Annotated in this window: 23 protein-coding genes; 4 read left to right on the forward strand and 19 right to left on the reverse strand. The window is 66.9% G+C overall.

What is annotated here, in order from left to right; all coding sequences use genetic code 11:
- Positions 1-418: 418 nt before the first annotated feature.
- A complete protein-coding gene (locus ACZ6DL_RS33075) occupies positions 419-928 on the forward strand; it encodes an Ltp family lipoprotein (protein ID WP_466057039.1) in 510 nt (169 codons plus the stop codon).
- Positions 929-1,480: 552 nt separating this feature from the next.
- Positions 1,481-1,684, forward strand: coding sequence for a hypothetical protein (locus tag ACZ6DL_RS33080; protein WP_466057041.1), 204 nt, complete (start codon positions 1,481-1,483; stop codon positions 1,682-1,684).
- Between the two features lie 581 nt (positions 1,685-2,265).
- On the opposite strand, the gene ACZ6DL_RS33085 is transcribed toward ACZ6DL_RS33080, so the two are convergent.
- The 12 genes from ACZ6DL_RS33085 to ACZ6DL_RS33140 form a co-directional block, all read right to left on the reverse strand.
- Positions 2,266-3,243: a BUD32 family EKC/KEOPS complex subunit gene (locus tag ACZ6DL_RS33085; RefSeq protein ID WP_466057042.1), complete on the reverse strand. Its 978-nt coding sequence runs from the start codon at positions 3,241-3,243 to the stop codon at positions 2,266-2,268.
- A gap of 157 nt (positions 3,244-3,400) precedes the next feature.
- Entirely contained in the window at positions 3,401-4,063 is a 663-nt protein-coding gene (locus ACZ6DL_RS33090; protein ID WP_466057044.1) for a bifunctional DNA primase/polymerase, read from the reverse strand.
- A gap of 199 nt (positions 4,064-4,262) precedes the next feature.
- A complete protein-coding gene (locus ACZ6DL_RS33095; protein WP_466057046.1) occupies positions 4,263-4,793 on the reverse strand; it encodes a bifunctional DNA primase/polymerase in 531 nt (176 codons plus the stop codon).
- Positions 4,794-4,917: 124 nt separating this feature from the next.
- Complete coding sequence (locus ACZ6DL_RS33100) at positions 4,918-6,063, reverse strand: hypothetical protein (RefSeq protein ID WP_466057048.1); 1,146 nt, start codon at positions 6,061-6,063, stop codon at positions 4,918-4,920.
- 122 nt (positions 6,064-6,185) lie between these two features.
- Positions 6,186-7,307 (reverse strand): AcrVA2 family anti-CRISPR protein, encoded by a 1,122-nt coding sequence (locus ACZ6DL_RS33105; protein WP_466057050.1) that lies wholly within the window; start codon positions 7,305-7,307, stop codon positions 6,186-6,188.
- Between the two features lie 223 nt (positions 7,308-7,530).
- Positions 7,531-9,606, reverse strand: coding sequence for a hypothetical protein (locus ACZ6DL_RS33110; RefSeq protein WP_466057052.1), 2,076 nt, complete (start codon positions 9,604-9,606; stop codon positions 7,531-7,533).
- 560 nt (positions 9,607-10,166) lie between these two features.
- The gene (locus ACZ6DL_RS33115; protein WP_466057054.1) at positions 10,167-10,700 is read right to left on the reverse strand and encodes a hypothetical protein; all 534 of its coding nucleotides are present in this window, start codon (positions 10,698-10,700) and stop codon (positions 10,167-10,169) included.
- A 208-nt stretch (positions 10,701-10,908) separates the two neighbouring features.
- Positions 10,909-12,057, reverse strand: a complete 1,149-nt coding sequence (locus ACZ6DL_RS33120) for a DNA-processing protein DprA (protein WP_466057056.1) — start codon at positions 12,055-12,057, stop codon at positions 10,909-10,911.
- 171 nt (positions 12,058-12,228) lie between these two features.
- On the reverse strand, positions 12,229-12,705 hold the full coding sequence (locus ACZ6DL_RS33125) for a hypothetical protein (protein WP_466057058.1): 477 nt from the start codon (positions 12,703-12,705) through the stop codon (positions 12,229-12,231).
- A 315-nt stretch (positions 12,706-13,020) separates the two neighbouring features.
- Positions 13,021-13,515: a Mov34/MPN/PAD-1 family protein gene (locus ACZ6DL_RS33130; protein WP_466057059.1), complete on the reverse strand. Its 495-nt coding sequence runs from the start codon at positions 13,513-13,515 to the stop codon at positions 13,021-13,023.
- Positions 13,482-14,795, reverse strand: coding sequence for a HesA/MoeB/ThiF family protein (locus ACZ6DL_RS33135; RefSeq protein WP_466057061.1), 1,314 nt, complete (start codon positions 14,793-14,795; stop codon positions 13,482-13,484). Before ACZ6DL_RS33135 ends, ACZ6DL_RS33130 begins: the two co-directional genes overlap by 34 nt.
- The gene (locus tag ACZ6DL_RS33140; RefSeq protein WP_466057063.1) at positions 14,776-15,159 is read right to left on the reverse strand and encodes a hypothetical protein; all 384 of its coding nucleotides are present in this window, start codon (positions 15,157-15,159) and stop codon (positions 14,776-14,778) included. Before ACZ6DL_RS33140 ends, ACZ6DL_RS33135 begins: the two co-directional genes overlap by 20 nt.
- A gap of 485 nt (positions 15,160-15,644) precedes the next feature.
- Between ACZ6DL_RS33140 and ACZ6DL_RS33145 the strand changes: the two genes are divergently transcribed.
- The gene (locus tag ACZ6DL_RS33145) at positions 15,645-16,670 is read left to right on the forward strand and encodes an SAVED domain-containing protein (RefSeq protein WP_466057065.1); all 1,026 of its coding nucleotides are present in this window, start codon (positions 15,645-15,647) and stop codon (positions 16,668-16,670) included.
- Positions 16,671-16,974: 304 nt separating this feature from the next.
- On the opposite strand, the gene cas6 is transcribed toward ACZ6DL_RS33145, so the two are convergent.
- The 7 genes from cas6 to ACZ6DL_RS33180 are packed head-to-tail and all read right to left on the reverse strand — an operon-like array spanning position 16,975 to position 24,399.
- Entirely contained in the window at positions 16,975-17,688 is a 714-nt protein-coding gene (cas6, locus tag ACZ6DL_RS33150; protein ID WP_466057067.1) for a CRISPR system precrRNA processing endoribonuclease RAMP protein Cas6, read from the reverse strand.
- Entirely contained in the window at positions 17,688-18,137 is a 450-nt protein-coding gene (locus tag ACZ6DL_RS33155) for a hypothetical protein (RefSeq protein WP_466057068.1), read from the reverse strand. The genes cas6 and ACZ6DL_RS33155 overlap by 1 nt, the downstream gene beginning before the upstream one ends.
- A complete protein-coding gene (locus tag ACZ6DL_RS33160) occupies positions 18,134-19,408 on the reverse strand; it encodes an RAMP superfamily CRISPR-associated protein (protein WP_466057070.1) in 1,275 nt (424 codons plus the stop codon). The genes ACZ6DL_RS33155 and ACZ6DL_RS33160 overlap by 4 nt, the downstream gene beginning before the upstream one ends.
- On the reverse strand, positions 19,405-20,643 hold the full coding sequence (locus tag ACZ6DL_RS33165) for a type III-B CRISPR module-associated Cmr3 family protein (protein ID WP_466057072.1): 1,239 nt from the start codon (positions 20,641-20,643) through the stop codon (positions 19,405-19,407). The genes ACZ6DL_RS33160 and ACZ6DL_RS33165 overlap by 4 nt, the downstream gene beginning before the upstream one ends.
- Complete coding sequence (locus tag ACZ6DL_RS33170) at positions 20,640-21,185, reverse strand: RAMP superfamily CRISPR-associated protein (RefSeq protein WP_466057074.1); 546 nt, start codon at positions 21,183-21,185, stop codon at positions 20,640-20,642. The genes ACZ6DL_RS33165 and ACZ6DL_RS33170 overlap by 4 nt, the downstream gene beginning before the upstream one ends.
- The gene (locus ACZ6DL_RS33175) at positions 21,182-22,531 is read right to left on the reverse strand and encodes a Cas10/Cmr2 second palm domain-containing protein (protein WP_466057076.1); all 1,350 of its coding nucleotides are present in this window, start codon (positions 22,529-22,531) and stop codon (positions 21,182-21,184) included. Before ACZ6DL_RS33175 ends, ACZ6DL_RS33170 begins: the two co-directional genes overlap by 4 nt.
- Positions 22,528-24,399 (reverse strand): hypothetical protein, encoded by a 1,872-nt coding sequence (locus ACZ6DL_RS33180; RefSeq protein ID WP_466057078.1) that lies wholly within the window; start codon positions 24,397-24,399, stop codon positions 22,528-22,530. The genes ACZ6DL_RS33175 and ACZ6DL_RS33180 overlap by 4 nt, the downstream gene beginning before the upstream one ends.
- A 220-nt stretch (positions 24,400-24,619) precedes the next feature.
- On the opposite strand from ACZ6DL_RS33180, the gene ACZ6DL_RS33185 reads away from it, so the two are divergent.
- Positions 24,620-24,918, forward strand: a 299-nt coding sequence (locus ACZ6DL_RS33185; RefSeq protein ID WP_466057079.1) for a hypothetical protein, incomplete at its 3' end; no start/stop codon positions are given.

The raw sequence follows: 24,918 nt of genomic DNA on the forward strand, positions 1-24,918 counted from the left end.
TGCGCTATTCCCCACGTAGCCATGCTGGTGTGTTCCGGCGTCGACCGCCGGCTGGCCTCTACCTCACCAAGCGGACGTTGAGTGGTCACCAGGCCGGTGAAAAGTCGTGTCAGCGACGGAAGCGACCGACGAACGCGCGGTAATGCCGAGTTGAGTGCGTTCGGCTGGCTCGCCGTCCGGGCCTGCCCGATCGGGCTGAACCTCCGGGGTTTGCCGATTTGCGTTCTGTGTGGTGGTTTCGGTGTCACTGCTGGTTGGGGTTGTACCGGAGTAGGTTGTTCGAATGACTGTGGCGGGGGCGCGCCGACGATAGGCTTGTTGTTGTCGTCTTGTGTTGGTCCCCAGTCCGTTCCGCTGGGGTTGCCTCGAATCATTTGCGGACGGCGATCCCGGCGTAATGAGCAGAGCAGGAGTACAGATGACCGAGCCGTTCCCCGCCCCACAGCCCAGCTACCTGTCGGCCGTAGGCTCGCCGAAGAAGCAGAAGAAGTGGGTGTGGCTGGTCGGCGCCCCGGTACTGGCTCTCGTCCTGGCGGCACCCGCATGGAACAGCGCTCCGGCAGCGGCCGACGTCGCTCAGCTGGATATCGCGGCGCCCTTATCGACACTTGCGGTCGAATTCTCCCCGGCCAAGCAGGACATCACCTCCAGCCAGCGCAACGCCATCCGGTCTGCCCAGCAGTACCTCGACTACTCTGCCTTCTCCCGCAGCGGTCTGATCCACCAGCTCGAGTACGAAGGCTTCTCTACCGCAGACGCTACGTTCGCGGTGGACAGCCTGAATGTGGACTGGAACGAGCAGGCGGCAAAGAGCGCCAAGCAGTATCTCGAGTACACCTCGTTCTCTCGGTCCGGACTGATCGATCAGTTGGTGTATGAGGGCTTCACGCGCGCCCAGGCCGAGTACGGAGTCAATGCCGCCTACTGACAACCTCTTTCGGCGGCAGGCCCGGACACCGCAGCACCCCTTCCTGGCTCCTCTCGCTCGACGGTGGCGATGTCACGTATCGCGCGCGGGTCCGCGCACCTGCGCCGCATTGGTACGGAGCGCGGGGTGAAACCTATGGTCAGCGCCGACGTACCTGCTGACTGTTTGCTAGAAGCGAGCACTGCGGCGCGAGGCCGGTCGCAGTGCTCAGGTGGGCGCGGCGCGTGGGGTTTTCATCACCACCACAGCGTTCACGTCGGGTGCCCGGGGCTTAATCGGTCTGGCTTCAGTCAGCGGGAGTGAGCTGCGGTAATAGCCGCATACCGCGCTGACCGAACCAGCAAGCGCTGCCCAGCCGGAGCGCTAGTCTTCGTGCCTTGACCGCTCCCATAGACCCAGGGTCGCAACAAGCCTGCCTGCTGACGTCGGTTGCAGCGATGGCGTCGATTCCTCGCAGTTCACTGGGCGTCGTCGTGTTCGAACGACTAGGCGGCTTGCCATCGGTGCCATGAATGATTCCCAAATTGTGTTCCGCAGCAGAACGATGTGCGCTTGGAACCGATCGACCAAGCGATCGTCATCGTGCGGTCCGACGGCAGTTTCGATCACCAGCCGCAGCGCCGCGGGATCAGGCAGGTCGTCGAAGCAGAGCAGGACATCGACGGATTCGAAGTTCGCGTCGCTGCGAAGCACCACGTGGCCGTGACGCCATCCCATTATGGTGTCATGGAACTCAGACGCCTTCGGATCGCCTGAAGCGATGAACAGTTCGCTCAGAGGTATCTTGCGCTTTCTGTCTCCCTGCGCCACCCTCGCGTAGCTCACTACTGCCGATTCCCACAGGGCACGCCGAACGAAAAGGCTGGATGGGGTGGCGGGCGTGCTTCGGTGCGCTTCAAGGGCAGAGTCGGCGTGGATGAGATCGAGCCAAGCGGACCCCCACTTGCGCAGGACGTTTGCATCAACGCTGTCCAATGAAACGCAGTAGTCTGCCAGGCTCATGTGCGTAATGGCAACACATGACGCCACCCGTTGCCAGGGGATTTCACGCGAGGCGTGCCGATCGTGCCTGGCGGGGCGAGGGTGCGAAACCTCGGTCAGGCCGCGCCTGCAGGTCCGGCGCGACCAACCCGAACAGGCTGGCTCCAACGGATGAAAGGGCCAGCCGTCCAGCGACTGTGAATGCCTCCTCAAAGGCTCTGACTCCAGTGGACTCAAGTGCGCGCTCATGCTGCTTACAAGGCCGTTCGGACCAGCCAGGCCGAGCGGGCTGAACGCACCACCATGCGTGCGGGTTCAGGGCGGTCAGCACGCTTGGGGCCGATTCGCCGACCGGATCAGAGCTCTGCGGGGTACGGCGCCCGCCTGGTCTCGTAACGGAGCAGATTGAAGAAGTCTGTCATTGCGACGGCGATGGGCGCGTCGCGGGTCAGGATCGCCGCGGCTGTCTCCGGGATCCCGGTTGGCGCCTGGCCTGACGCGTACGCACGCAGGCGGGACTCGCGCTGATCGCGGCCGGGACCGAAGAGCTCGGTCACCAGCCATTGCCCCGTGTACATGGCGGTATAGCAGCGGTCGTAGTTCCGGTGCCGCTCGAAGAAGGCGAGTTCGTTCTTCGCCAGCTCGAACCGGGAGGAGATCGCCAGTCCGTAGTCGGCGAAGTAGAGGCGCTCGCCGTCGGTGAGGAGATTCTGGAAGTGGGTGTCGAAATGCAGCAAGCCGTTGGCGTTCATGAACGCGATACCTGCCGCCAGGTCCCGATCCGCCATGGCCAACGCGCGGTCAGCGGCCGCACTGTCGGCCCGAAGCTGCTCACCGAGCCAGTCGAATAGGTTCCGCGGGATGTATTCCAGGAACAGCGCGATGCTCGCCGAGGACGAGCGCTGCTCCTCGAGGCGCTGCCGAACCTGTGCCCCGCCTTCCCAGTAGTCGACGACCCGATCGATATCGGCCAGCTCCTCGGGCAGCGGCGTCGTATCCGGCAGGACTCGCCAGTGGTACATCAGCGGGAAGCCCGCGAACTCGCCCGCGAGCGCCCAATTTGTGGTCATGACATGCGCGGCGAGTTCGCGCCACGCTCCGAACCCCGGGCCGCCGATGCCGTAGTGGCAGAACATCGGCAGCTCGAAGAGATTGGCCGTGGAATGGATATTCTCGGGCCGCAGCTCCAAGTCCGTCAGCGGTACCCGCTTGACGAATACCTGCTTCCCGGCGACCTCCAACAACACCGACTTCCCGCCGATGCCCGATCCGACCGGCTCCGCAGCGTTCAGGGCCTGCTTCAGCGCGCGATCGCTGAGCAGAGCCAGGGCCATAGAGACGGAACCATATGCGGCAAGACGCGTTTCGGATCGTAGGGAGGACATGGACATCAGACTGTACTAGCGCTCCAGGACGGTGCACGCTGACCGAATACACGCTCATGCCGCCTACCGCGCGTTTTGGTGATCGCTGGGGAGACAACGATGAAGGTCAATGGTTCCTAATTCGGCGCGGAAACTGCGCGCCGTAGGCGATGCCGTCGTCGATCGTGCGCCGCACCTCCTGCTCGGTGTAGTCGGCGACACCGAGATGTTCAGCGGAAGCAAGTTCCAGAACTGCATGGGCCGTTGATTCGGCCAGTTCACCGGCGGCGACGAGCCGCCCCAACTTCACCGCGGCCCTGAGCAAGGCATCGTGGCGGGAACCGACTTGTGCCCGTGCAACTTTGCGCGATTCGCCGTCGAGAATCGCTCGCAGGTAGGCATCCGCGCGCGGCGACGGTAACTGCATCGGCGGCGTTGCTGTCGGCGGCGGTGCGGGCATCAGCCGATGCGCGAGCCATTGTGGTAGCTCCATGACCTGCGTGTCACGAAGGATGCGGTAACGGCGACCGCCCACGATTGATCCCGGGGCCACGACATACCCGCCATGCGCCCGTGTGTCGATCAGGCGGCCGAGCCTACCTGTGGTGTTGCGTAACTCAAACCCGGCAGGAGCGCGAAAATACAAATGTAACCCGCCCGGGGTGACCACGGTGAAAGTGTCGTCCGGAAACACTGCGCCGACACCAGATGCCAAAGCCGCCAACGTATCAAGGCCGTGACGTTTCCCCGAAGACTCTTGGGGTGAATCACGGGCGAGGTCGTCGTCCAAGTCGACGACGACCAGTCCCGACCTACCGGTGGCAACACCGATGTTGTAGCGCGCTGCGGGGGCCCAAAACCGGTGGACTGCTTCGGGATCGGAGGTTGCGCGATCTTCCCAGGACCGTATCGCCGGCGTCTTCCTGCCCGGAACCAGAGGAAACACACACCACCCACGGGCCGCCGCAGCCAAGGCCGCATCGAGAAGATCACGGCTGGACAAGTACAACCACCCCTTTCAGCCGCCGCACGAAACCGGTGACGTGATCGTCGTTGCCGCCTTGCTGATAACGCTGCAACAACGAAATCGAGTCCGGGACAAGCGCTTCGTCGATGACGTTGTTGCAGTGACCGAACCACCCGCTGATAACCGAGGGGGTGGCGACTGTGTAGGTGGGGCCCGGGTAGGGATGCCCCGCCTCGGCGGCGATCGCGGCGAGCACTTCGCGGCCGTGGGTCAACCCTGTCCACGGGGCGGGCGCTTGCTCGCCGTGAGCGGTGTCCAGGTCGATGACCAGCAGCCTGCTGGGTGCGCAGGCGACACCCACGTTGTAGGGACCTTCCCGCCAGATCTGGCGGATCCGGTCGGGATCGACGGTGGCGTGCCGGAGCCAATGCTTCTCGTAAGCGGGGGTTTTCGCGCGCGGCCGCAGCGGGAACACGTAATGGCCCCGCGCGGCGGCGGTCAGGGCGGCCTGCAACAGGGTGGTGCTGGGGCGGCCGCGGCGAACGGCGACCATCTCGCCAGGGTAGCGCGGGCCGGGATGTGTCCGGGCGCGCCCGGATACAGGCCCGGAGCTCGCTCGGGTCATGGCTGAACACCTCGAAAGAATGGGGCAGGGCAGGGGCAGGGGCGTGGATGCCTCACGCGTGGGTGGCGGCGAATTCCATGGCGGCGACTCCGTGGCTGCCGATTTCGTAGGCGCGGTCGATGTCCTCGACGGTCTGGGCGAAGGAGGTCACCGCGTGCAATACACCCCCGGCTTTGGTGTCACCGCCCCGTATGAAGTGATCGAGGATGCCCTCACGTTCGGCGTTGGTGTAGCCGAATTGATGGGCGACCAATTCGAGGGTCTCGGCCGGTTTGCGCAGCCGGGTGCCGGCGGTCTCGGAGATGGCGTCGACATGGCGCTCGAGCGCGCGCGTGGACAGGAACTCCGCGACGGTGTCGCGCACCTTGGACGCGATGGTGCGCATGTCCAGCTCCCGAGTGTCGGCACCCCAGATGATTCTTCCCTCCTCCAGTTGGCTGCCCAGATGGGTGCGCCGATCGGCGGCGGGGTTGATGGTGACACCGTTGCCGCAGATCTGAACGATGACCTTGGGAGTGAGAGTGGTGGCGCCGTGACCGGTTTCGGAGTTGGTGAACAGCAGCCCGGCGTAGACGATCGGCAAGTCGCATCCGGCTCGGCCGTTGAACGGTGAACGGTAGTCGGCGAGCAAGTCGTAAGCCATGGTCGAGATCTCGGGGGCATGCACGTCGATGTAGAGCCGGTTCGGTGAGATGTCAGCGTGGCGGATGTTGTTCGCGCCGAGCCCTGCCTGCTGGAGACCGTCCAGGAACGCGGTGGCCATGTCATGGTGGTCGCGGATGCTGTAGGAGTCCGACAGCACCGCGCGCACGATCCCGCGGGCTTGACGAGATTCGGTGGATCCCCACATCAGCCGCAGCAGCATCCGTCGCTCATCCTGACGGGCCCAGCCGTTGAGGTTGGCGTCGTACAACGGCAGGTTGGCGGCGCGGCAGCGACGCAGATATTTGACGGGGATCTTCAATTTCTCGGCCAGGTCGGCGTCTGCACTGCTGGTGGGCAGGTAGAGGCCGTTGAGGTCGGCGACGCCGTCAGGTGTGATCAGCATTTTCTGTACGGAGTCCGGCAGCGCGCTGGTGTTGATGCCGTCGATGCGCAGCGAGCCCCGGTCGGCGCGGATCGCCGAGGCGGGGACCACGATGTCGAGCTTGCGGGACTGCTGTTTGGCGAGTTCGGCGAACAGCGTCTCGACGCTCATCTTGCGAACACTGCGGTCGGGAAGCGGCGGAAGGACAGCGGGCGCGGTCATAGCGGAACTCCAGGAAGACGGAAGGGATCGGGACAACGGAAGGATTCGCTGACGACGGGCCGAGGTGCGGGTCAACGGGAAGGCGCGCGGCGGCGTCGTCGACGGCGAGGCGAGGTGGGGACCAGGGTCGAGGCGGTGGTGTCGAAGTCGATCTGGTCCTTATGGATCCAGTAGGGCATCACGAAAACCAAGCGGGGTATCGCCCTCCCGGCGCCGGTCCACACGACCTTGAAATGGCTGGCGCGTTGGCGAGGAAGCTGGGTTCGACCGGCGCCGGCTCCGGTGCGAGGCTTGGCGGGGTCGGTGGCGGCACGGCGCAGCCGTCGCAGGTTGGCACCGAGGCGCCAACCGACTGCGATGAATGCGGTTGTATGGCGGTTGCGGCCAGGTTTGCCAGCACGGCGTTTGCGTGTGCGGCCCGTGTCGGCGTCGGGGCACGGATCGGGGAGGTCGGGTTCTTTGCTGCACAGATACAGCAGGCTGCCCAGGACCGGTCTGAGAACCTGTTGCAGGCAGGAGCGGATCGAAGCCTCGTTGCACCCGGCGGCGGTGACTGCGTCGGCGGACCAGTTGGCGATGCAGCTGTCGAGAAATTCGGCGATGTCGACGCGGTCGGTGCGTAGCGTCATCAGGAACCGATTGACCTCGGGTCCGACGCCGCTGTTGTCGAGGGTCTCCAGCACGGTCATGATCCCGAGGTAGTCGGGATCGTCGTGGGTGCTACACAGCATTCCGTCCCGGTCGCCGGCGATCCCGTGGAGCCCGTAGAGGAAGTACCCGAGCAGTCGTGCGGGGCGGTCGTCGGTGGTGCGGCACGGGATGGGTTCGGCGAACACGACCAGCGGGTCGCGGTAGGGCAACTGGGCCACGATGTCGGTCGGCATCGCTTCGGCTGTCGCGTCGGCACACTCGGCGGCAAGGGTCGGATCGACCAGACACGCGATACGTGAGCCCCGCTGCCATCGAATGCCGACCGCCGCGGTTTGCAGAACATGGTTTCGCTCCGCGGGAGGCAGCAGCGTCCGTCTCGGTGGCGGTACCTGCCGTATCAGCCGCCCGGCGGCGATGTGCGAGACCGCGTGAGTGTCGCCGAATTGGTCGGCGCAGAATCGCTGTGTGCGCACCACATCCTCGATCGCGGTCACCACCGCGGCGGCCGAGTCGAGAGTGACGGTCGCGCCGTCATCAGCCATGGTCGTCCTTGCTTCGTACTCGAAAAGCGCACCGCCGGCGCGGCGAGGCACCTGGCGGCTGGGGTAGGAGAGGCGATGAACTGACGGCGAAAGCTGTTGCTGTGGTCGCCTGCTCACCGGGGCCAGGGCGAGCTGTAGTCCTTGTGCGCTTGCCTGATGGGCGTGGTCGGTGGTGAGGTGTGTTCCGTCCCGGGTGTCGGGACGGAACACACGAGATCAGGGCTCAGGCAGCCGTAGCCGGTATGTGCTCACCGGTGGCCTCGTCCTCGCCACCGATTTCCTCGCCATCGCTGACGAGGTCGGTGTCGAGCTCGGAGGCGACCTCCAAACCAGCGTCTGCGCTTTCAGACGCGATGTCGGTGGTGGCCTCGTCCTCAGTGGTGGAACCCGCGTCCTCGGTGCCAGTGGCGGCCACGGGTTCGGTGATGCCCTCGTAGACCTGGTCGGCGGTGAGTTCGCCGGTGAGGACCCGGTCATACGGTGCGGCGGAGTATCCGTCGGTGGCCAGCAGACCGATATAGTGGGCCCACAGGGGTTCGCGTGCTCCCCGCCAGCCCCTGGCCTTGGCCTCACTGGCCTCGAGATTGGGCAGGATGTCGGCCTCGAGCGCCGCGACGACTCGAACAGCGGTGTAGAGCAGCCCAGCGTTGTCACGCGCCTGCACACCGGCACCTTCGCGAGCGCCGGAGACGTGCGCGCCGAGTTCGGCGGCCAACTGCCGGGCGTGGTAGCGGTCGATGAGATCACCTTTGGCCACGGTGAGCCCGATCAGCGCGCCCATGCCCGCCGGGATCGTCTTCTTGTTGGTGAACCAGTTCTCGACGATCCACTTGCGCCGGACCTTCGCCGCGGCAACCGATTTCATGTTCAACACCCGCGTCCGGTTCACCTTGGCGGCGCGTTCCGCGGCCTCGCGCTCCTCGCGCTCCTCGCGCTCGTAGCGCTGCGCGATGGTCTCCCCGGGGCCTGTGTCACCATCGACGGCGTGATCGCTGCCGTCGTCGGGTTCGGTATCGGCGGGCAGTTCGTTCGGGTCGATGGTGAGGCCGGCGGCGTCGAGGTCGAGGCAGAAGTAGCTGGGGTCGAAAGCTTCTTCCTCGCGCACGTCCCGGATGTGCAGGAGGCCGGGATCGGCGGTCGCTTCCGGGAAGCTGCGGGTGTAGTCGTCGATGGAGTCGGGGTCGACGGGTTCGCCGGTCTCGGCGTGCACGATCCGCTGGGTGAGCACGACCGCGAATGCGTCCGGGTGTGCCATCGCGTCGGCTTCGCCCGCGCGCTCACCGGTGGCGGTCAGCAGCATCTCGAGCGGCAGCCAGTTGTCGGTATCGTCCGGGAACTCGGCGAAGACCGCGAATCCGCGATCAGCGAATCTGGTGGACGCCGTGTCGAGGGCGGCGGCGACGCGCTGGCGGGTGGCCTCGGCTTCGGCGGCGGCCGCTTCGGCGGCGGCCCGCGCGTCGTCTTCGGCGACCATCTCGGCGAAGACGTGGTCGAACAGGCCGTCCAGCTCGGCTTGGATCAGCCGGGCGGTCTTGTCGGGATCGTCGGCGTAGCGGTCGGCTGCGTGTGCGTGGAAGATGTTGAACTGGTGACTGAGGACCCGGGCGGTTGCGGTCGCCGAATTCGCGACTTTCCGATACGCGCGGACTTCTTTGGCCGACATGCCGAGGTTGGCGCCGATCTCCTTCACGGTGGCCTTGACCTCGAACAGGGCCGCGGCCGCGGCGAGGCGGTCGGCGTCATCCTGGGTGAGGCGGTACTTGCCGGTGGAGAACTGCAGGCGCACCCGCTTGATGACGCGCTGCTTCTCGCTGGCGTCGGTGTCGGCAGGCAGGGCGATGATCCACGCCTTGCGGATCTTCTCCTGCGGCTGGTCGCCGGCGGCGCGCTGCAGCGCGCGGGCCCGGTGCCAGCCGTCCTCGACGACCAGCTGTCCGCCGATGACGCTGACGATAATCGGCAAGTAGTTGCCATTGCTGGCCAGATCGGCGTCGAAGTCGGCATCGTCGGGCTTCTCGGGACGGTTGGGACCCCGCACGAGGGTGCGCGGATCGGCGAAGTAGCTCGGGTAGGCCGGTTCGAGGTCGGCGAGCACCTCCAAGGCGGTGCGCGGCTCACCGTCGTCGCCGGGAGCGGGGATCTGGTCGGACTGGGCGGTGTCGTTGTCGGTGGAGGTGTCGTTGCGATCCTCGTCGGGATGCTCGCGGTCCCCGTCGCTGAAGTGCTCGCCGAGACCGAGTCTCTCGGTGGGATCGGTATCCGGTTCGGCCGTGCGGGCGTCGTCGATGAAAGTGGTCATCGGCTCTCATTTCCTTCCATTCGGAATCATTCGGGTTGGTGAGCGGCGCGACCGCGCTGTCGCGCCACTCGTGGGCGGGGGCAGGGAGAGTTCGATAAACGGCGGTCGTGAGGCGCTCGACGGGCGTACGGACCTGCGGAGGGCGAAACCGCTGCGGGCACCCGGCAACACCACTACCGATCGAGGTCACGCCCCTCGCGGAAGCGTTGCTGTGCTGCGCGTTCGCTTACAGCGCCGGCTTCGCCCACTGCCTCGACCAGACCCGGGGTCGCTGTCGTGCGGTCTCTCCGCGCGATGTCGGGTAAGCCACGTCATGGGGCGCGGTTCATCGGGCGTTGTGATCGCAGTCAGCCGAAGATGCTGGACTTCCAGGGTCGGGGGTGGGCGTGTTCGGCGCAGGCCAGACGATCGCAGTCACGGGGCGGTGGGCCGACAACCGGCCGGTGATCGTCCGCCTCCGCTCGCCGGATCCGTTCGTCTCGAGGATGGTGCGATTGCCGCGGACGGTGATCTGGGCCCAGACCGATTTCGTGATGACGCCGCCACGTCGAGATGCTCGTTCAGGTCGTGAACGCGGATCTCGCTGGCGGCACCTGATCACCGGCCGAGAGCGACGGCGACGGCGGCTCCTGGGCTGCCTCATCTGCCCGCGGGTGGGCTCGCCGACGGGAGAAGCGCATCACCCGGGTGAGGACCGCGTTGAGGCGATCGGTGATGGCGTCCACGAGTGCGAACAGTCGTTGCCGGCCGTCCTGTAGTTCGGTGAGATCGGTGAGGTCGTGGATGTTGGTAAGGCCGAGGTCGGAAACTTGGAACAGGTCATCGACCATCATCGACAGCGTCAATTCGCCGTTGTAGAGCAAGAAGCCGTCTTCGTCGCAGCTGAACGCGGCGAAAACCACCAGGGCGACGTCCTCGACATCCAGCCGCCACAGGCCGCTGGGAGCGGCGTCGATGAGGTCGCGTACGAAAACGAGTCCGTTGTGGTCATCGGTCGGTTGCCACTGCTCGAGTTGCTGGGCGATGTCGGCCATCGTGCCGCCGTTGGTGAGCTCAGCGGTGATGCGGTCGCGATCGTAGGTGAGTTCGGACATCAGCGATCCTCTAAGTGCTGTAGGGGGATCCGGAATTGGTTGTTCCAGTGCGGCGCTGAGTTGCGAGATGCGTTGCGGCCACCAGCTGACAGCGGGGTCGGGCGGTGTACTGAACCCGCTTGGCGCTTGTGCACCGGCGAGAACCGGGTAGCGAAAGTCGCTTCGGGCGGTACTGCCGTGTGCGCCAGGCAGGCGGTGCGCGGCGGGGTCAACGCCGACCGCCGGTGGCCGGGTTGTCCTCGTCGCGGAGGTCGACTCGATGTGTTGTGCCGTGGGAGTCGGTAACGTGGAACACCGTGGCCCTCAGTTGCTGGGTCTGCTGGATGCGGTGCGCCTCGCGGGCCGCGGCGAGTGGGGTTTCGGCGGTGATCTCGATGGTCCAGGACACCTGGAATTCCTCGCTATCGGCCGGTGTCCCAGGTCGGTGCCCGTCGCAGCTGGGAGGTCTGCACGGGGTGTGGTCGCCGACGGGGTCCTGACCTTGGGAGGCCTTCGAGGAGGTGACTGGGATGCCGCGGGGGGCGGCGGTGATGTCGGCGGGGGAGGTGATGGTGATGGCGGTGCGGTCGCGGATCATCCGGTTGTTGCCACGGGTGACGGGGTCGGTTTCCGAGCCTGGGTAGGCGAACACGGGACGCGACAGTCGCCGGGCCCACTGGGCTGTGGTGTAGGCACCGCCGCGGTACGGGGATGTGATGACCACGGTGGCGCGTGACAGCGCTGCGACCAATTGAGCCCGATAGTCCTTCCTTAAGCCTTCGAATCGAGTGTTCGGAGGATAGGCGCTGACGATCAGGCCACCGGCTGCGAGTTGTTTGTCGAACAGTTCGCGGTGTTGGTGCGGATGCGGATGGTTCGCGCCGCTGGGCTGGATGGTGAGGGTCGGTGCGCCGACGCGCAGCGCGGTGGACAGCGCACGTGCCCCGGTACCGAATGCGCCGGTGCCACAGAGGCCCCATCCCTGGCGGTGCAGGTGCTCGATGGTCGCGTCGATGACGTCGTGATCGGTGGCCAGGGCGGTACCGACAACGGCGATCGCGCTGTCGGCGAGCTCACGCAGAGACGGTGCGCCCCGCACCCATAGTGCCAGCGGTGCAACAAATCCCGAGCCCGGGTCGGCAACCGGACCTGGAGGCAGCATGTCGGTGGGCCATTCGTCATCATCGGGTGTGACCAGTCGGCCCCCGGCGGCGTAATGGGATGCCAACAGTGGCGCCGCGTGGCTGGCGGCGGCGCGTTGCAGGATCGAACGGTCGACACCGACGGCGTTCTTGCGTGCGAGCATCGCCGCGGTGTCGGTGACGCCGTGTGTGGCGACCAGCTGCCACAACGCGTTCGCCGGTCCGTGGGCGGCCACGGACAACAGAGCCCACGCGAGTCGACGGGGATCCTTGGTCGGGTCACATCCGAGCTGGTACTCAGTGGATTCAATGGTGTTCCTTGGGTCGGGGCCGCAGCGGACAACGTCGGCTCACACAGGGCGCAGACCTCACGTCGATGCGATGGTGTGAGCTGCGCAGAAGGTGAGCTACGCGCGGGCAGCCACCGGCGGTGTCCGCGCCGGGTTGGCGGCGGGCGGCCCGAAGTGGTGGAGGTGGTCTGCAGCGGTCATGTCGAGTTCACGCAGTTGGTCGGAGGCGTGTGCGGCCCAATGGTTTTCGAATCGCGGTTGCTGTTTGTCGGCAACCAGGGCGGGAATGGCGACGTAGAAGCACTCGACTTGCGGGTATGTGGTCGACTGTGGTGGGCGCTGCGCCAGCCATAGCCGGGTGTGGTGATGGGCGTCGGTGACGGTCGGGATCGCGAGAGATTCCGCGAGCCGCCGCAGCATCTGCTGGGTGTGTTCGCGCGTGCCTCGCAGCGCGACGTCGACCGATCGCCAGGCGGTGGCGGGAGCGAAGTAGACCCGCCGCAGCCGATACAGCGCCCACGGGCTGTGGAAGATCTCGTGCTCGGCGAGATCGAGGATCGCGTGCGCACCCGCGGCGCGTAGCCGCTCGGTCAAGGTGTCCTCCGGGCCGAACAGCCCGGATTTCGCGTTCAGTGCGAGGGTGACGTATTCATCGACGACATGCCGAGATGATTCTCCGGGTTCGGCCTGCAGTCGCGCGAGCTGGTCTGGCCATTCGCGTTTCGATACGAAGCAGCATTTTCTCGCCGCAATAATCGTGTCTACACAAGTGTGTGTCCAAGTACCGCGCTTCGGCGCTGGTTGGCCGCGACGGTAGATCGGACGATCGCGTGTCTCGTTTCGGGGTGAGTCAGTGTGCCCAACTTCATGCTGTCCTCGCTCGCTGGGTTGGGCTGCTGGTTGCGCGGTTCAGCGCGGTTCCGCTTCGTGGATTAGTAGGGATGCTGGAAGGACATGGGTTCGGGTGATGATCCAGGTCTGCATCCGTACCTTCTGCTGTGCGGTCAGTCCGACAATGATCGCGATGAACTGGTCGAGATGCAGTTCGGGGTCGTGGACGTGGCGGAGGTAGGAGTTTAGATCGAGTTCGCTGGGTGTCAGGTCTCGGGCGGGGTGTGTATGCCATTCTCCAATCCATTGGCTGCCGTCGGTCTGCCATGCGAGGGTGGCAAGTTGGTTGGCGTGGTCGAGATCGCGGTGAAAGGAGTGAGCCGCTCTGCGTGCCTTGGGTCCCGGTGTGCCCGCGCCGGTGATGAGGATGCCGCCGGTGTGGTCGGTTCCCAGGAGGATGCCGCCGGTTTCGAGGCCGTCGCGGGACTGCTGGGCTGTGTTCGCGATGGTCTCAAGGGCGGTGTTGGTGATTCGGTATGTCATTGGAGCGAGGTCGGGTTGCAGGTGGGGCACGTGGAGCGCGGCGGCGGGATGGTGGCCCACCGGATGTCGGCTGCGTGGGTGAGATCGAATGGCGCTGTCAGGTTGTTTGCGGGATGTAATCCGATGATGGCGTGCTCTCCGAGAAGGCGTTGGGTGTGGTCACCATGTCGGGATTCGAGGATGGTCGCGACAGCGACTTTTGCTGCAAGTGTGCCGATGAGGTGTAGATCTGGGGGAATGGCGGTCATCGGTTGGTGGGTGTGGCCGGTACCGTAGTCGAGTTCCTGGTCTGCTTCGGTGTCGATGGCTCCGAGATTCGCGAGGCGCTGTCGTGAGCACAGCAGGCATCCGAAGCGTGGCGTCGGTCGCAGCCGCAGGACTTCACCGAGCGAGCCGTGGTCGAGTACGCAGGCCAGGACGGCCGGTTTCTCTGCTCGGCGTGCGAGGTGGCTGATGACGCGCCGTGGGGCGATGCCGTCAGCGGTACAGACCACGACGTCGACCGTGCTGATAAGGGAGCGTATGTGGTGGGCGTCCTCGACCACGTCGAGTCGGTGCGCGGCGACGTTCTGCTGCGGCCATAGTTGCTCATGCCGGGATTTGAGGGCATCGACCTTGTGGCGGCCGACGCTTTCGGGACCGAGAAGGTGCCGCACGATGTTGTGCCATAGGAAGCGGTCTGGGTCGACCAGGTGTATGTCTCCGATGCCGTATGCGGCGAGAGCTTGTGCCGCGTAACCGCCGATGCTTCCACACCCGACGAGCATCACCGACGCGGATGCGAGCAGGTCCACGGGCCAGTGGTCTCGAAGCTGTTCGATACCGAGGATCGCCGGTTCGACTGCGACTTGGACGGGTCGGACTCCTTCGCGTTCGATGAGCCATCCGGCAAATTCTGCTGCTCCGGCCGCACGCAGCTGCGGGTCCAGATCTGGATCGTAGGTGATCAACAACCCGAGGCCGGTGCTCGGATCTTTCACTCCGGGCACCATCGCGCGGAACGCTTCGTATTTGATTGCGGTACCGGGGCGGCGCAACATGACGAGATGGTGGAGATGAATGTCGGTGCCGGCCTTGTTCATCCATTGTCCAGCGTGGGACGTGTCGTCCCATCGCAACGCGGTGTAGTCCCGGGGGATGTTGGCCTGAATCCGAGTGTGGCGGGCCTTTTCGACGCTGTGGACGACGTACGTATCCGAGGCTGACGCATAGCGCAGGCTGAGGTCACCGACGGTGATGGTGGAGTCCGCTATGAGCTTCGCCCCGTCGCGGGTCAAGACGATGAACGGGTCAGTGTCGTCCGTCGGCATCGTGGTCCGAGCTTTCTGCGTGGAGGACGGCTGGCCGGTGTGCGGCTTGGGCGATGAGGTGGTCGTGTGAGGGGTCGGACACGATGCCGTTGGTAGACATCTGGTTGATCACCCCGGCTTTCATCAGTGCGTACTCGATTCGCCAGCCTGCTGCTTTCGCGAGGAGTTCGGTGATGCTTGCTTCGGGCAGCCACGCTCCGACCGATCTCAGCAGACACAGTGATCCCCCCGGAGCAACGTGCCATGTGGTCTGGGTCCGCTCTTCGAGTGTTGGTAGTGGATCGAGAGGGTAGATGATCGGTGGCACCATCGGATACGCCGACCGATACGCGACAGTCACTTGTAGTCCGACCGTGCCGATCAAAGCATCCAAGCCTTCGGGGACTGGCCGGTCGAAAGGCCATCGCGGTAGTTCCCCACCCCAACCACCATGCGGAAGTTCGCTATCTGGGTTCGGCGGGTGGTACGTGAGCTGCGGCGCAAAGGCTGCTACCTCAGTCAGATCCCATCGCAAGCGCTCGGGTTCGGCGTCCACCCACAGAATCGGTGCCGTCGATCGGCCGGGGCCCGGCGCAGAGGTGGTCGTGCGGGGCGTTGTACTCCGATCCGTTGCCGACGATGTCGTGCAAGAACCTAGCCGATGCCACCGACAGAGCCGACCAGCGAAATCGAGGCGCACGGCGGTAGCACCAAGCGGGGTGGCGCGGGCGCGGCAGCACAGTTTGTTCGCAAATCGCGTGAAGGGGTGTGGCACGGTCCAGTAGCGTGGCGCCGGTTGTCGGTGACTGTTTCTGGTCTTGCGATGAGATAGGTAGAGACGTGCCAGTTTCGAATCACGAGATGCCGCGGATGACGGTCTCCGCTGCTGGTTCGCCCCTGGGCGGTGGCGGTCTGTGGGAGCTGTTCGCTGATGGCTCGGCGCTGATCAGCATCGGTGCCCTGGCCGCAGGCGGTTTCGCCGTCGAAGCCGCCAAGTCGTTCATGACGAACGAGCCCAAGGGCCGCGTCTGGTTCGTTCTAGCATTGGCGGGTGGTGTCACGGTCATCATCGCCGGGTTCTGGCAAAGGGCGTGGCGACGCCGCCGATCACAGGTCGGGATCGTTGTCACCGCGGCCGACAATCTCGCGACCGCACGGCAGCGGGAGCAGCAGGCCGAAGCGTTCAGCAGCCAGGAATGCGTGCTGACCCTCAAAGCCGCCCTCGACCTGCCCGCCGATCAGCCACAACGACTGGTATTGATGGAAGCGTTGGTAGAGGAGACCATCCAAGCCATCATCACCGCCCAGCGTCTGACGCCAGATGCCGCCCGGATCAACCTCATTCCGACCATGAGGTTACAGATCGCGTTCTGGTACGGCGCCTGCTTGGGCCACACCCACTCCCGCGAAATCGCGGTTTACTCCGTCCGCCAGGGCAACGGCAACCCCGCCTATTTCCACGCCACCGGACTACGTGCCAGCCGAAGCCGCAAACGACTTCTCACCGTTGCCCCTATCGAAACAGTGCCCGGCGGCGACCCTTCGCGTGTCGCATTGGCGCTGGATTTGCAGGGGCGCGGCACCAGTTTCTACGACCAGGTTCTCAACGACTGCCGCAGCCGCGGTATCGGAACTCTCCTGCTGCTCAGCTACCCGAACCCGACTCTGCAGGAGAAGAAGAAGGTCTTCACCGCCGTTACCGACCAAATCTGCCAGGTCTGGCGTGACACTGCATTGCCCGCCGGCGCACGAAACGCACAACACGCGATCTACCTGAGCGGGCCGGTAGCCATCTCGGTAGCTCTGGGTGCACGCTTGGCCGCAGCAGACCGAAACCGGTGGACAGCGCTGTCCTACAACACGGTAACCAGCACATATGAGCCATTTCCGTCGTAGGCGTGACTCCATGTGCCGTCGGTGCAGGGTTGCGCTATCGCCGTCGCGTCCCGGGGGCGTTGACACTATCCGGCTATGAAGCTGGGTCGGACGGTCACGTGTTTCGTATCCGGTCGTAGATGTGTGCTGTAGATCGCACCGTTCTCGGTTGCCGCGGATTCGCGATCTCGGTGTCGACGGTGATGTGGGGCCGCCACTGTGGTCGGGTTGGAGGCCCGGGTGGTTGCGGTGGCCGCGCTGCGGCTCGTCGAGTTCGGTTTGTGTGAACAGTGTTTGGCGTTGCGGGATTCGGTGGAGCGGGTGGCTATGCGGGGGTGGTGGTGGTGAGTTGGCAGGTGCCGTAGCCGTGGGTTGTTTGGGCGCCGATGCCGGTGATGGTGGCGTAGTGGGCGAGTGCGGCGAGGGTGTGGTGGGTGTGGGGTGGTGTGTTGCGGGGGAGGGCGAGGGTGGCGGTGCCGAGGTATCCGGTTTGGTGGCTGGTGTAGGTGGTGCGGGCGCGGACGGTGTGGCCGTCGAGGTGGGTGAGGTGGATGTTGCTGGTGAGGTCTCGGGCGTGGGTGTCGGTGATGTGGGTGGCTGGTGGTGTGTGGTGGTTCCAGCGGTTGATGAGGTTGCGGGTGATGAGGACGGGGTCTGGTAGGGGGTGGTCGCGGCCGTTGCGGGAGAAGTACATGGGGCTGGTGATGGTGAATTCGGCCGACCGTATGGGTGTGGGGGTGGTAGCGAGTTGGAGGTAGGTGTGGTGGGTGTGGTGGTGGTCGAGGATGGTGGCGATGGTGTCGCCGAAGGTGATGGTGGTCGGCAGGGGTGGTGGTGGGGTGTCGGGGAGCCAGCCGAGTTGCCAGGTGGAGGTGGTTTCGCTGGTGGGGATCAGTGGTGTGGTGGCGAAGGGTTTGATCGCGGCGGTGTGGTCGGTGTCGGGGGTTTCCAGGAGTGTGCAGGCGGCACCGTGCAGGCGGGCGGGGTAGGTGTGGAGGTGGGGTGGGTGGTGGAGGTGGAGTTGGATGAGGGTGGGCATCAGGTGGTGTGGGTGTCGGTGGTGCCGTAGAAGGTGGCGGTGTCGGCGCGGGTGGGGGTGAGCGCGATCATCTGGTAGCGGGTGAGGGCGTCGGTGGGGGTGAGGCGGCGTTGCTGGATTTCGCCGGCGCCGGGGGGCCAGGCCATGATGGGGGTGATGGTGAGGTGGTGCACGGGTTCGGGGTCGGGCAGCCAGATTTCGCCGGTGGGGGTGGTGTCGAGGGTGAGTGCGGCGGCCCACCAGTGGGGGTGGTCCAGGCGCAGGCGTAGCCAGTGGTGGGTGGTCCAGGCCCACAGGTGGGTGGTGCGCGGGGGGTGGTGGGGGATGTGGTCGGTGAGGTGGAATCCGTCGGTGTCGGCCCAGGCGGCGTGCATCGGGATGTGGGTGAGGTGGTGCCAGTCGCTGTGGGTGCGGGCTCCGGTGGCGTGCAGTGTCGCGGTGGGTGTCATGGGGTCTCTGGGGTGAGCCGGGCGGGCAGGTCGGTGAGATCGGGTGTGTGGTGGTCGGTGTCGGTGAGGGTTCCGTAGCCGGCGGTGGTGCGGGCGCCGAGGCCGATGAGTCCGTCGTGCAGGTCGGCCACTGCGGCGTCGAGGAGCAGGGTTTCGGCGGGGTCGAGCCCGGTGTCGGTGAGGTCGTCGATGACGAGGTCGAATTCGCCCGCGGTGAGCACGTCGTGGGTGTAGAGGAGTCGGTCGTGGGCGCCGCCGGTGAAGCGGTCGATGGCGACGTGGCGGCGTTGTTCGATGTGGGCGTCGCGGATGTCGGCGTCGGGGATGGCGATGCGGGCGCGGGCGGGGGTGGTGTCGGGTCCGGTAGCGCCGTGGCCGAACAGCAGGCATGGGCGGCAGGTTCCGCAGTCGGCGGTGTCGCAGGCGGGCGCGTTCAGGATGCGGCAGATGTATTCGACGCGTGAGCGTAGTACGCCTTTGAGGGTGCTACCGGGGATGATGGGTACGCCTGCGCGGGTGAGGATTTCGGCGATCTGTTCGTCGCGGTCGCCGGTGCGGGTGGTGCCTGCGCCGATGTGGAGGGCCTCGACGATGCGCAGTGTGTGGCGGCGCAGCGGCCTGGCCGGTGTGGTGGGGGTGATCGGTTCGGGGGTGGGGTAGTCGGCGGGCCCGCTGATCGCGAGCCAGGCGGTGAGGCCGGCTTCGGTGGCCAGGTCGAAGCTGTGGTGCGCGAGTGCGGTCACCTGGGCGCGTCCGGCGCCGAGGGAGGCGCCGGCGCCGATCCGGGGGTTCCAATGGCGCAAAGCCTGGTCGAGGGCGGCGAGCTGGTCGTCGGTGGCGTCGTCCCAGCGCAGGTGGATATCGAATTCTGTGCCGGTGGGCATTGTTTCGGTGCGGTGCAGGGTGTGGGTGCGAGCGGCGGCGCGGTGGCGGTCGATGGCGGTGCGCCCACGGTATTGCGGTGGTGTCGGTGTGCGGGTGATGGCGCCGAGTACCTGGATGGGTGAGCTGGTGCGGACCTCGGCGCCGGGGGCGGGGCCGAAAGCATCGTGCAGGGCGGGGATCGGCTCACAGTGCGCGCGCAGGCTGCCCGCGATGGTGGTTCCGGGCAGGTGGGGTGTGCCGGTGGGGTCGCGGCGCAGCGGGCGGGTGTTGCGCAGGCGTTGTTCGCCGTCGGGGGTTTCGATCGCCTCGATGTGCGCGTCTTCGGGGGCGCTGACCCCGCCCGCGGTCGCCAGGCGCAGCCGCACCGTGAACAAGGTGGATCTCATGTCGGGGTCACTTCCGTCTCGATCCCGGTGAGGACCGCGCGGTAGAGGGTGCGGTCGGTGTGGGCGAACAGGCCGGTCAGGGCGGTCGCCTGTTCGGGGGTGGCGGTTTTGGTGATCGCGGCCAGCAGTCGGGTGTCGGTGGCGGTATCGGGTGGCCAGCTTTGCGCGCGGGCGCGCAGGTGTGCGGCGAGGCGGGGCCAGCCGGGGATGCTGGTGAGTGGTCGGGCGCGGTGTATCCAGAAGGCGAGCGGGCGCGGCGGTTCGGCCACGGTGTAGAGGGCGCCGAATCCTTCGCGGCGCCGGGCACCGATGCCCGCGGTGACCAGCCGCTCCAGGGTGTCGGTGTCCGGGGTGCTGTGGGGGCGAACGAGGTAGGTCGAGCCCGCGGCGACGGCACGTTCGACGGGTTTGGGCAGGCCGCTGGCGGCGTGCCAGCCGCCGACGGCCGTCCACCGGGTCCAGGCCGCCTCGATCTCGGCATCGCAGTTCAGTGCCGCGCGCAGGTGGTGCGGCGAGGGGCGATCGGTCGGGAATCCGTGGTCGTCGAAGAACACCGCGGGGGTGGCCATCCGCAGAATCAGTGCACCGTTGTGGTTTTCGAGGGGTTCGGGTGCGGCGTGCGGGTCGATGGTGATGGTCGCGGCGCCGCTGGTGGAGCGGTTGCCGCCGAGTTTGAGCCGCGGTATCGGCGCGCCGTCGTGGTCGTAGAGGGCGGCCACGGCGGTCCCGGTCACCCATCCCGACAGCTGTATCGACGACGCGAGAGCTGTTGTCCGGAAGAGTTTGTCGTCGATCGCGACGCCGTCGGGGGTCAGGGCCGCGTGGGTGCGTGTCACCCGGGCCGGAGCGGCGAGTGTCTCGCCTTTGCTGTCGGTCAGGTCCTGGCCGCAGTCCGGGCAGCGAGTCTGGTCGTGTGCGTGTGCCCGGTCCCACCACAGTTGTTCGCAGTTGGGGCCGGGGCTGTATTTGTGGACCCGTACCGACAGCGGTATCGGTCGGGTGGCCGGTGCGTGCAGGGGCCCGAATGTGCCGTCGCCGTCGAAGATGTCGGCGAAGGCGGTGTCACCGGCGGCGGGTGGGCCGTGGCGGCGGATCCACGCCGCGGCGCAGGCGCCGCGCAGTACCGCCCCGGGGATGTGGTCGTGGCTGTGGTTGCGGTGGCCGCCGCGTGAGCCCGTGCCGGGGGAGGTGAGCTGGGTCAGGGTAGCGGTGACCAGGACGCGGGCGATGCTCATGCGGGGGCGCCTGTCAGGAAGGTGCGGATCCGGGCAGCGTCGATGGGGTGGGTTTCGCTGGTGATGTGTACCCAGCCGGTGCCGCGGCGTCGTCCCGCGCCGAGTGCGCGGGTCGCGGTCGCGGCGATGGTGAGGATCGCCAGGTGGGTGGCGAGTTCGGGGGCGGGCGGTTCGTCGATCGCGGTGATGGTGAATGTCGCTGCGAGGGTGTGGGTTTGTTCGGCGAAGCCGAGCATGTCGTCGGCGGCGACGTGGTTGTGCACCCGGATGCGGGTTGTGCGTTGCGGTGGCGCCCAGGATGTTTCGGCGGTGGCGTTGCTCCACTCCCACCGGCATTCGTGGCCTGGGGAGCCGAAGACCTGTCCGACGCGGGGGTCGCTCGCGCCGAGTAGCTGGGTGGCGGTGGCCCGCATGACTCCTTTGAGGCTGGTCGCCGGCAGCGGGTCGGTCATATCGATGGCGGCGTCCACGCCGGGGCGCGCGCGGCCGGTGGACACCCGCATCGGTGCGGCGAAGGCGATACGGAATCCCAGCTCGGTCATGCTCGCCACCACCGCACCATCTCCAGCGCCTGCGCCAGACCCACCCCGGCGGCGGGACCGTCCTCGGTATCGAGGAACGGGCGGGTCACCGTGTCCAGTCCCAGCCGGGTCAGCTGGCGGGTCAGGTCGGTGTCGGCGGCGTTGCCCGGCCGCAGCAGCCACGCCAGCTCTTGGCGCTGCGAGCCCGCCAGTCCCGCCAGCGCGCTCAGGTCCCGGCCCTGCTCGACGAGGGTGGTGGTGGCGAACGCCGGACGCCCGCACGGCTCGTCGCCGTCGTGGGTGACACTCTGCCAGGCCACCATCGCTTCACCCGGGCGGGCGGCTTTGGCCGCGCGCAACAGCCCGGCCGCGAGGTCGACCACGGTGCCGAACGGGAAGGACCGGTGATGGATCACCACGCCCGCGGACAGGGTCGGCGGATCGGGGACCCGCGGATGCGCGCGGGTGATGGTGGCCGCGAAAGCGGCGCTCATGGCGGTGAGGAAATCCCAGACCCCGTGGGCGGGGACGCTGAGCAGGATGTCGTCACCGCCGACCAGATGCGCGATCACCGGCAGCGTCGCTTGCCCGGTGTCGATGGCGCCCAGCCCGGCCAGCACCGCCGACCAGGTCGCGGCGTGGATCGTGTCGGGCAGTTCCGCCAGCAGCGCCGGATCGGACGCGGCGATCGCTGCGATGAAGCGGCCCAACGCGTTGCCGTCGGCGTAGATCACCGCCACATGGGTGTCATCACCGGCGGGGCCGAGCCCGAGGCGCGCCAGTTGCGCGAAGTCGTCGGGGGCGGTGCGGTCGCCGCCGAGGCGTTCGAGCAGGTCCCGTTCCGGACCCGGTGGCGTGCGTCGCGAGTGCGCGGCGCCGGCATGGGTGTGCCGCAACCGGCAGTCCGCGCACAACGGTTCACCCCGGCGTCGGGTGTCGTCGGGATCGCTGATCTCGGTCGCCGGGAATACCCGGCACCACGCGCACGGTCTACCCAGCGGCCATTCCGGTACCGCCGCGGGCCAGTCCCGGGCGGATTCGGTGACGCGTTGACCGTAGGTGGGGCCGGTGGAACGAGTCACCCGCAGGGTCGCGGTCGGCAAGTGTTCGCGAAGTCGCCCGAGGACCGCGTCGGTGACCGCGTCGATGTCGGCGCCGGCGGCGACGGTCATCGAGACCACTCCGTCGATGGGGCCTTGTTCACGGTTGGTCTCGATCCCGGGGTGGGCGTCGAGCACAGCCGCGATCGGGGCGGGGGCGGTGGCGGTGCGGATCATGCTCGACGCGCCGCGGCGGCCCTTCAACGTCGGGGCCTGAGCCAGCCACGCCTGGATCTGCACCACACCGATATCCAGGTAGCGGGTCACCTCGGCCGCCGGTGGCGGCGAAGCGGTCGCTGCTGGTTGCCGGTGACGATGTCGATCTGCTGGCTCGCGGCGTCGATGCCGGGCAGCGGCTGCAGCGGATACCCCTGCGGGGCGCCTTTTCGGTCGGATTCCCAGCCCGAGGTCTGTTTCCAATACGGGAAGCCGTGATCGAAATTCTTGTCCTCGACCTCGATGGCGCCCGGCGGATACCAGACATCGCGGGGCCGCACATGATCCATCGCGACGGCCTTCGCCAACAACGGCCACACCTTCTCGCGCACATGCGCGCTCGCGTCATCGTCGGCGAACTCCGCTACCAGCGCCTGCGCTCGATCCTGGTCCAAGGTCGTGGGCGCGATACCGGTGTAGCGGTCGCGGGCACTGCCGCACCAGCTGCGCTGGTGGTCGATCTCGATGCGACACGACCCGTAGCCGAGGGGTTTGCCCCCACCGATGTGCACGACCGCGGCCTCGCCCAGCAGTCGATGCGGTTGCAGCGTCGCGATCAGCGCGCCGAGCGCGCAATCGTCGAGATCGGTGAACGCGATCGTCGCTTCGAAGACGGTGTCGATCGCGAACACCAGTGCCCGCGAAACCATCTCGTTGTCGGTCCCGTGCCCGGGCCGGGCTTTCCCGCGCCGCGGCAGCTGCTTGTTGGCGACAGTGGTGTGCCAGTAGAACTTCCGCCCGCGCAGCCGCCGCGGCGCACCGGGCGCGTCGGCGATCGACCCCCACTCGCGCAACGGCGGTACCGACCCGTCACCGGCCCACTCCTCGGTTTCCAGATAGTGCTGCCCCGCGCCGGGCCGAGGGGCACCCAGCGGTGGCAACGTCACCTCCAAAAGGCGCGGTGCGGCCGCGACCGCGTCACCGAAACGCACATGCCCCCGATAGGAACGCTGCCGAGCACGCCCGTCCTCGGATCTGCCACCGAGATCCGCCGAACCGAACAACCGACACGACGGACACAGATGTTTCGGGTCCGCACACGGCGCGAACCCCAGCGGAATTCGCTCACCCGCGCTCCAGGCGCCGAATTCACGCCAGATCATCGCGGGCTGAACCACCACCGCACTGTGGCCGTCCTCGGCCAGTTGCACCCACAAGGGTTGACCGGCGATCACCGTGCGCCGCACCAGATGCCGCTCACCCACGACCACATCGCGCGCCCGCTCACCCACCGGCGCGAACCGATGCGTGACAGGAACAAACCGTTGCGTCTCCGGAACCTGACGCAACCGGGCGGGACGCAGATCGTCGCAGCCTTCGACCAGATCCAGATAGTCGTCCCACGCGTCGTCCTCGACCGTAACCCGGCGTTCGGTCAGACGTCGCACATGCGCCCGGTACGGGAACTTGTCCGGGCGCGCGCCCGCGTCACTGAGAAACAGCACCCAGTCCCCGTCGGGGTCGGGCTCGGCGTTCACCGGCCTGCCCTCGCCGTCGCAGGTGATCGTGAGCCGATCACCGCAGCGCAAACCCGAATCCTGATGCAGTCGCTCCAGAACCGCCTGTCCCAGCCGATGCGCTACCGGATCACCAGACTCGCACAACCGAACCCTTGGTGGGCGCTGTCGCCCATCGACCACGTCGCCCGCCGCCTCGACCACCGCCAACCGCAACCGCCCGATGCGATACGGATCAGCCTGCTGGCGATACTGCGGCACCAGATCACCGTCGAAAACCCGAAGACAACTGTTGGTCAGTGCCTCGTGCAACGACCGCACCGCCCCCGCCACCGACGAACCCGGCAGGATCGACTCACGTCCGCCGGCCCCGTCCGGGCGGCTGGGCGCGAGCTCTACCTCCGAACCCGGTGCGGACCCGAAACCCCGCACCAGCAGCGGTGTCCGCGCCGTGATACGCACCCGCAAGTGTCCCGACAGCAAACCACCGTCACCGCGCCCGTCATGACCGTTGGGCGCCGATCTCGCCGGTGGTTGCGTCGAAAACGGAAGAAACGTATACGGATTCACGAACTGCGCGGCGATCACGACCTCCCCGGTAGCGCCTGCGAGCGACCCTGCGGCGAGTGTAGCCTGGCCCGGACCGAACAGGACTATGATCACCATAATCGGGGGAACCCGCATGCTTACGCTTCTTCCCGGTCTTCGTGACAGCCTCGACCGATGGTGGTGGCGACCCGACCGGAAACGCCTGGCCACAGCCAACTTCGTCGTCGTCGCGCTCGCCACCGCCGTCGCCGGGACCGCGTCACTGCTCATCGAGGATGCCCTACCCAAACCCGGCGACCACGCCGTGATCGTGCCCATCCGCCTGCTGCTGCTGATCGTCCTGCTCGCACTACTGTGGGCCGCGCTGTGGCTGCGCACCCACACCTACCGCAGCGGCGGAACCCTCTACTACACCCACGCCCTCGCCGAAGG

The organism is Nocardia sp. NPDC041819 (genome assembly GCF_055590505.1).